Origin of the sequence: Acinetobacter sp. SK-43 (assembly GCF_015351505.1) — a bacterium.
Lineage (GTDB): Bacteria > Pseudomonadota > Gammaproteobacteria > Pseudomonadales > Moraxellaceae > Acinetobacter > Acinetobacter junii.
The window spans coordinates 1-7,675 of record NZ_JADKPY010000042.1; the positions used below are offsets into that span (position 1 = coordinate 1).

At 36.5% G+C, this 7,675-nt stretch carries 5 protein-coding genes and 3 pseudogenes; 1 reads left to right on the top strand and 7 read right to left on the bottom strand.

Annotated features, from left to right (window positions below; all coding sequences use genetic code 11):
- The 7 genes and pseudogenes from IRT38_RS09190 to IRT38_RS09220 all read right to left on the bottom strand — a co-directional run.
- Positions 1–236, bottom strand: a pseudogene (locus IRT38_RS09190) (transposase); the annotation flags it as partial.
- A gap of 705 nt (positions 237–941) precedes the next feature.
- Positions 942–1,790, bottom strand: coding sequence for a hypothetical protein (locus IRT38_RS09195; RefSeq protein WP_194597505.1), 849 nt, complete (start codon positions 1,788–1,790; stop codon positions 942–944).
- Between the two features lie 30 nt (positions 1,791–1,820).
- Positions 1,821–3,938, bottom strand: coding sequence for a TonB-dependent receptor (locus tag IRT38_RS09200; RefSeq protein WP_194597506.1), 2,118 nt, complete (start codon positions 3,936–3,938; stop codon positions 1,821–1,823).
- Positions 3,939–4,034: 96 nt separating this feature from the next.
- A complete protein-coding gene (locus IRT38_RS09205) occupies positions 4,035–5,150 on the bottom strand; it encodes a tetratricopeptide repeat protein (RefSeq protein WP_194597507.1) in 1,116 nt (371 codons plus the stop codon).
- 56 nt (positions 5,151–5,206) lie between these two features.
- Complete coding sequence (locus IRT38_RS09210; protein ID WP_194597508.1) at positions 5,207–5,446, bottom strand: hypothetical protein; 240 nt, start codon at positions 5,444–5,446, stop codon at positions 5,207–5,209.
- 15 nt (positions 5,447–5,461) lie between these two features.
- Positions 5,462–6,955, bottom strand: a complete 1,494-nt coding sequence (locus IRT38_RS09215; RefSeq protein ID WP_099948447.1) for a DUF4331 domain-containing protein — start codon at positions 6,953–6,955, stop codon at positions 5,462–5,464.
- Between the two features lie 318 nt (positions 6,956–7,273).
- Positions 7,274–7,435: pseudogene (locus tag IRT38_RS09220) on the bottom strand (dihydroorotase); the annotation flags it as partial.
- Between the two features lie 61 nt (positions 7,436–7,496).
- Here IRT38_RS09220 and IRT38_RS09225 point away from each other — a divergent pair.
- A pseudogene (locus IRT38_RS09225) lies at positions 7,497–7,675 on the top strand (IS4 family transposase); the annotation flags it as partial.

Below are 7,675 nucleotides of genomic sequence, written 5' to 3' on the forward strand. Positions count from 1 at the left end.
ATGACATTGGCTTCCTTGAGTTGTCTGTGTTCCTTCTCAAGTTCAATAATACGTTGTTGTTCTGGTGCAAGTTGTTGTTTGCCAGTTCAACCAAGATTCGTTTCTCTTATCCATTTATCAAGCGTTGAATAACCAACACCTAATTTTCTGACTATGGCCGCTAATGGTTCATGTGAGTTCGCCAGTACACACTCTATCGCTTGTTGTTTAAATTCAGGACTAAAGCGTTTAGCCATTTCTTGTATCTTCAAAGTTAACATTATGTTAGCTTTAGGGGGAATCATTGTCCATTATTTTGGCTAGGTTCAGAACGATGATTTTTTATTAAGGATTTTGACACAAAATTTGGCACAAACGTTAAAGCCTAATAGATTCTAACGTATTATAATTTATTGAAAAATAATGAATTAGAATTTAATAGAATCTATTAATGTTATTTTTGTAGAGTTCAAATCTCACCGCTTCCGCCAAATATCTAAAAGCCCTTGTTTTTACAAGGGCTTTTTTTATCTATGCTTTTACCCCTCAACTTACCCCACATAAAATTTTGGATTGTAAAAATCTAAATAAGAATAATTCAAAAAGGTTCAGATACTCGTTGAATTTAACGATTTCTTGCAGTACAAGGAATCTGTAATGTACTTCGCACTTGATGATGTGTATCGAAACTACAGGAAACTTTCACTTGGAAGTTTCTATGCAAATAATTTGTAAAAGTTCTCTGCCATTTGATTCGGTGTTTTAAAATCTAATCCATTTTTATCAGCACACATCAAGATAATATTGGTGGAAAAGCGGCTACTAATTTAATAGTAGTCGCTTTGTTCTTTCTATGGGTTTCGACTTTAGTTAAGCGCTTTTTGAAAATTTCTTAATACTTTCACCATTTTCGTATGGTTATTATTTTTTAATCAGATTCAAATCGTTGAGCATTTAAGTTTTTAAACTTCGACCGTAAAAGAATAAGGTCTTTCATTCAGATTGCTATTTATAAAAATCGCGTCAAATGACATGTTTTCTAATAATGTTTTGAGGTTGTGATGTGTTTTGATTGAGTCAGCAGAAAGTTTAATAAGCACAATCAGATTGATGGGATCTATCGTAAATTCAATCGTTGTTGGTTTTGTTTTGATAAGACTCAAATTATTTTCATGCAAGAGTTTTGTGATTTGTTGAGTGAGTTGATTAATTTGTAATTCATCATCTTTTGAAAGCGATGTCATACTAAGCTCAATCAAAGTAGAGTAAAGCTCTAAATCTTTGGGATCATCAATGACATCGACCTTGTATAAACCTAATGATTCGGTTTCAGACTTCGAGATGGGTGATTGATTATCTTCCAAAAAATTTGTATCCATCGGTTTGATATTTGCTTGATACAGATTAGACACATCCTTTGCCTCTTTGATGGCTTTTTTAGCTCTGTTTTGTGCATCTAATAATGGATCATATAAATTATTAGCCTCTATCATTTGTGTATCTTGAGTGAGATCAAAAAAATCGGGGACTTGATTTGCTAAATTGGTGCTGTCAGTCGAGGAGGCATCCAATCTTTTTGAATTCTGAGTCTGAAGTTGATTGACCGTTGATGGGGAGGGCTCAGAAGATATTCGCACTGTATCATTATTTGTTTTAACTGATGCCGAAACAAAAGTTACTTTCATAGTCGATCTATTATCAGAGCTATTTTCAGCATCAGGTTTTAAGAGCACGATGAGGATCACAACATGCGCGATGATGCTAAAGAGAAATGCGCTCTGTGAAACATTTAGTTTGTTTTGAGACGACATAACTTTTCTCCTGAGCATTCATGTTGAAAATCAGAATAAATAACGTAAGGTCATTCTGAGATTTCTTCCCTCAGTTGGGTGGACATGCTTATCTAGAATACCTTCACGTTCAGTTGAGCTAGGAGAACATGCCGAATCTCCTAAATCTTGTCGAGTGCATGAAGCATAGTAGTATTCAATATCATTAATTTTTTGATCAAAAACGTTGAACAATTCAAGTTGTGCTTGGAAGTTCTTATTAAATTGATAACTGCCTTGCAAGTTCACCAAAGTTGAAGAGTCTGAACGAACTGAATTATCTTCAATCAGTGGACGTGAACCAAAATAACGTAAACGACCACCAAAGTTTAATTGCTCATTAAAATGGTATGTAAAACCAGCAGCGACAGTCTTTTCGATCGCACCTGGTATGTAGTTTCCTTCAATACTATGATTTTTAAATCTTGCTTTTGACCATGCTGCATCTAAATCGATGATCCACGCATCAGTAGGTTGATAGAACTGTGAAATTTCAATCCCTTGACGTTTACTTGGTCGACTAGCCTCCGTTGTACCAGCATCGCCAATAAATACCAGTTCTGAATCAGAATTAAGTTGCCATAAAGCAATCGTACTCGTCAGTTCTGGAATAAAATTAGCTCTGAGTCCAATTTCAGAATTGATGGTTCTGACTAATGGTGAAACAGAATCAATTTTACTTAAATAGTTACTGTCTCTTGGATCGATATTTAAGCGAGTTGTGGTGCCTCTAGCATCATTGCTATGAAATCCATAAGCATAATTCAGATAATATTCAACATTTTTCCAAGGACCTAAAACAATGCTCAGTTTAGGGCTAACAATGTGGTCAGTTTCATTGCCCGTATTTTCATTGCGATCTGAATTAACATCAAAAGAATAAAAATCGCCTCGAACACCGAAAATAGTCTTTAACCAAGGTTGCCAACTGGTTTGATTCTGCCCCCAAATGCCAAAAGAGAACTCTTGAATATCATCTTGGCGAATTGTGCGGGAGCGTTGACGGTTTTCAGTTTGATAAAGCCCGATATCCGCGATGTAGTCATATCTAAAAGAGCTTCCGTATGTATTTAAAACGTCTCTATCTTGCCAAACCGTAGCCCAACCTTTTTGATACTTTGCACCGAGCGTTGTGCGTTCCTCCGCTTGTTCAAATTGATCCCCACGTAGTGGATCATTAAGAAAATAACTAAAATCAGAAAATAAGTTCAGCTTGTTATAGACGGCATAGGATGAAAGCTCAGAAAATTGTTTTTCATCATGATTTTTTGCACTGTACCAAAGGGCAGTACGTGAAGACTCTCCACCATCACTGGTATTCAGGCTACCAAATCGATCAATCTCCCCATTGTCAATTAAACGCTCGGGGATTTGATCAGTTGCATCCCATTTAGACTGGTAATGTTGAAAAGCGATGGACTTATTTTTACTGTGGTCTCCGCTAAAGTATTTTAGAAATACATTCTGTTTGGATAAATTCTCAGGATTTATCCATGGTCCATCGTTATTTAAATTTTCAATTGCAGCAATAATTTCACCATTCTGCAGTTGCAGATTGCCAACACCTAAAACTCTAAGTAAATCATTTTTTCCTAGCGTCATTTGTAGATATGGACGATCTAATGAATGAATACTTGAAATTTTCGCAGTACCAGCCGAAGCGAAATCACCATCATCAATTGATGTTGCACCTTTATGATATTGGATCGTTTCAATCAGTTCTGGAATCAGAAAATTTAAATCGGTATAGCCTTGTCCATGTGCATGACTGACCATATTGATAGGGATCTCATCAAATGAAGTGGCAAAGTCGGTACCATGATCTAGGTTAAATCCACGCAGGAAAAACTGATTTGCCTTACCTGTACCGCTGTGTTGCGTTACGATGACTCCTGGTATCGTTTCTAGTACTTCACCAGGTCTAGAGAGTGGGCGAGTTTGAATTTGTTCTTGAGAGATCGTACCTTGAGAAGCAGTTGTAGCGATACCAAATGACTCATCTGTAGAAGACGAAGCTGAGAGCTTAATCGTCGGAAGACCTAGGATAAGTTCACCACCTGCATAAGTCATTTGACTCAAGTAAAAGTGGCTACAACTCATCAAAAGTAAAGAAATGATCTTTTTTTTCATTTTTTTTCACTTATATAATTTTATGGTTTAGCTTAATTTTTATGCTGTGAAATCACTGTGAATCGTAACGATTAAAATCATTTATATTAAAAAAAATCAAAGCACAGCAACCATTTGTTTTAAACGTGGAAGATAAGTTGGATTTTGATAACCTGTGATCGTGCTCCAACGCAACAGTTTTTCAGCACTTATACGGTCTTGGCTTGCGAGTGCCAGTTCTGCATATACCTCAAAATCTTCATTTTCTCTTTGCATATCCCAGTTTTTCGCAGCGATCTTGAGACCTTCTTGGTATTGCTTTGATACCCAAAGATATTGTGCTTGTTCTCTCAAATGGATGTGATCTTGCTCTTTTAATAAGGTTTGAACACGCAAGCTTAACTCACTCAGGTCTTTATTTGTTGAGTGATCACCTAGTTTCTGTTTCGCTAAAATAATTCGATAAAGAGCACCATCATGATAACGATAGGGTTCTAAGATCTTTAATGCCGTTTGATATTGTTGTTGAGCGATATACCAATTTGCTTTGGCGAGAGTATTAGGTAGGTTATCTGTTACAAGTAAGGGAATAGCTTGCGTCGCAAGTTGTTGATCATTATATCGTGTGGCAACTTCAAGCAAAATATTTCCAAACCACTGTTTATCATTTTTACTAAGTCTTGAAGTCGCTTTTAAAAGCTCATCTGCTTTAGGTTTTAAATCTGAATAACTCTTGGTCATTGCCTCAACTTGGAGGATACAGCCAGCTTGATACCATTTGACTTCGGAATCATTTAGTTGATTGCATAAGCTAAGCGATTGATCGAATTGACCTTGAAGTCTATAAATATTTGCGAGTTGTAAAATAGCATCATATTGGTTTGGCTGAGATTTCAGTATTTCTTTTAGAGTTTTTTCTGCTGTACTAAAATCATGGTTAGCCTGCGCTAATCGAGTTGACAGTAATTTATTTTCCACATCGGAAGGATTTTTACTGGTTTTCATTAAGTTTTCAGCTTGTTCCAATAAATCACCATCGCCACGAGCATATGCTTTTTCGAGTAATACGGTCACAATTTGGTTTCTAACTGTATCGTTATAATGATTATTCAAACTGCTTTGATTGTTTGTAAGTTCTGAGCTTGTATTTTTATGTTGATGTTTAGGATGTGCATGCACAGCACCAAAGTAACTAAGTACTAAAACAGCAAGGGTAAGTTGGCGGATTAACATTTAGAAAAACTCCTAAAAAAGCCCTTAGTTAGCTAATCTAACCAAGGGCTTTTGTTTTAAAATTTAACTGCTACAGGTTCAGCTTTGTTATCTATGGTTGTTTCTGATATTGCAGTCAGAGTTTTTGGTTCAGCTTGTTCAAAGTTGCTTTGCGATTGGTTGGTCAATATCAACGTTTCTTTCAGTACAGCATAACCTTGAGATTGGTTGTTATTGTTGGGTTTAGATTTATTATCATCGCCACCACATCCGCTTAATCCAATTGCAACCATGAACAACAGCATATATTTTTTCATGGTGTTTACTCCTGATTATTTGCTAGCTGTATTAAACGGTGAGCCCGATACTGGAGTATTTAAATAAGGGAATGTTGTACCGAACTGTTGCGGTGATTGTAACGCGCCATCAGTAAAACTAATTCCGCCAGCTTTGGCATCAGTTGCTTTACAACCTACGGCAGTATTTACGCCATCAATCGTACACAACAAGCCCATTGCAACTCGAAGCTCAATATCTACAACATCATCACCAGGGCGACGACCATTTGGGAAACCAGCAGTATCACCACCAATAACGCCTAAACGACTTTGCTTGTCTTTTGTTGTCGGTGCGATTGCTGTATTCAAACGTAGCATCTCAGACGCTTTCACATTTTTTGGTTGATTGAGACCAGGAATACCCAATAAGAATGCATTCACTAAGTCTGTACGTGGGAAGTTGGTTGGTGCTACAACAGCGCCGCCTGTGGCGTCTTTAAACAAAACTTCAATTAAAGTTGGTAGTGCTGGATTAGTAACATAATCAGCAAATTGACCATCATTGGCTGGCTTGCTGGCATTGAATTTGTCTTTGTCTTTCAAGCCGATCACAACCTCATTGACTAACGGCATACCCAAACGTGAAACTTGAGTCCATGCACCACCAACTTTTGATGCGCTGTTCAAGTTGCTATCAGGATTTGGATTTAATAAGGTTGCTTGAGGTAAGCTCGCAGTCGTCCAACCACCAATCACTGTATCGTTTGTTGATACTAAACAAGATTGTGGGACTTCAAGTGCAATCGTCGTGACGTTTTTATCAGCAATCGTATTTAAGCCTTGATCTTCAGCATTGACACCAGAAGGTGCAAGTTGAGTGGCTGGAATTTTGATATTGACTAAGTCAAATACTTCTCCCAAGTTCACCGCAAAAGATTCTTGGCGTTGACCAACGAAAACTTTACCTGAACCACAGCTTCCGAAATTCACGTTTTGTACAAAAGTATCTGCATAAGCTTGATAGTTAGGAATAGATTTTGTTCCTACATTATCAAATGGTTTTTTGAAAGTGCCGAGTACATTACGATCACCTTTACGACGATCTCCTTTAATCATCGTCACTGTGTAGGTTTCAGCAGTATTTTGGGCTGAACTACCGTCATTGGTAATCTTGCCGATATTAGATAATGGAACAGAAATATTTTTGCCGCCCACTGGAACTTGAAGGTCTTTTAATTCTTGGTTGAATTTGAATTGAAAGGTGATGTCTTCTTGAGCATCGCCATTATTGTCTACATGGATTTCGTATAATGCTTTTGGATCAAGAGAAAAGTAGTTCGGGCCGCCATAGGCATCTTGAAGTGGTTGATAATTGGCTAATAATGTAACGTAGTTACTGCGCCCAGATTCATAGCTTTTAAACATATAAAAATCTGTAGCATCTACTTTTGGCAGCTTAGTGATTGAGGGTGCTTCTCGGTGACTTGAAGCAAATGTGGTTGCACTAAAGCTACTTAGCAAGATTGCAATAAGTAGGCGAGAGTCCATAGAGTATCTCCTTGATCACTTTTTTGATCTTAGGTTTTAATTTTTGATAAGTTGTTATGGGTCTTATGCTTTTCCCTAATTTGAAAAGTAGTTATATGCATTAGACATTTTAGTTTTACAGATCAGCTTGTGAATTTTGTGTGATGCACTTAACATATTTTCTTATGTGATTGATTTTTATATTTTAAATAGTTTTTTAGTTTATACGTTAATAGCCTAAGTTGATGATCAAATCAGGCAGGAAAATATTGAATCTATGAAATGAGATCAGTGAATTTTAGTTTCATTGATCTCTAAAAATATAAAATCATCCCTTGTTTAACGATTAATTTCTAATGCTTGTCCACGACAATTTAAAAATAACTGATTTTGATGCCACGCCAGTTGCCCAGAAACAATGGTGGTATCAACTTCATAACGAAAGGTTTTATCTTGGAATGGAGTCCAACCACATTGCATATAATTTTTTTCTTTGTACACGACAAAAAAAGATAACTCATTGAAATAATGGCATAATACTTGTTTTCTGACGACGAATATGATGAAACATTTCAATGAGTTACATCTCATCTTAAACAAATATCTAAAGAGGAACAAGTCACATGCAAAATGTTTTACACTGATTATGCTTGCATTAATTGTAAAACAGACATGTTATCTTTCTTCTGCATCTAAAGCCTTACCCATCAAGTGCTTACCACAATCATTTTATCGACGTAT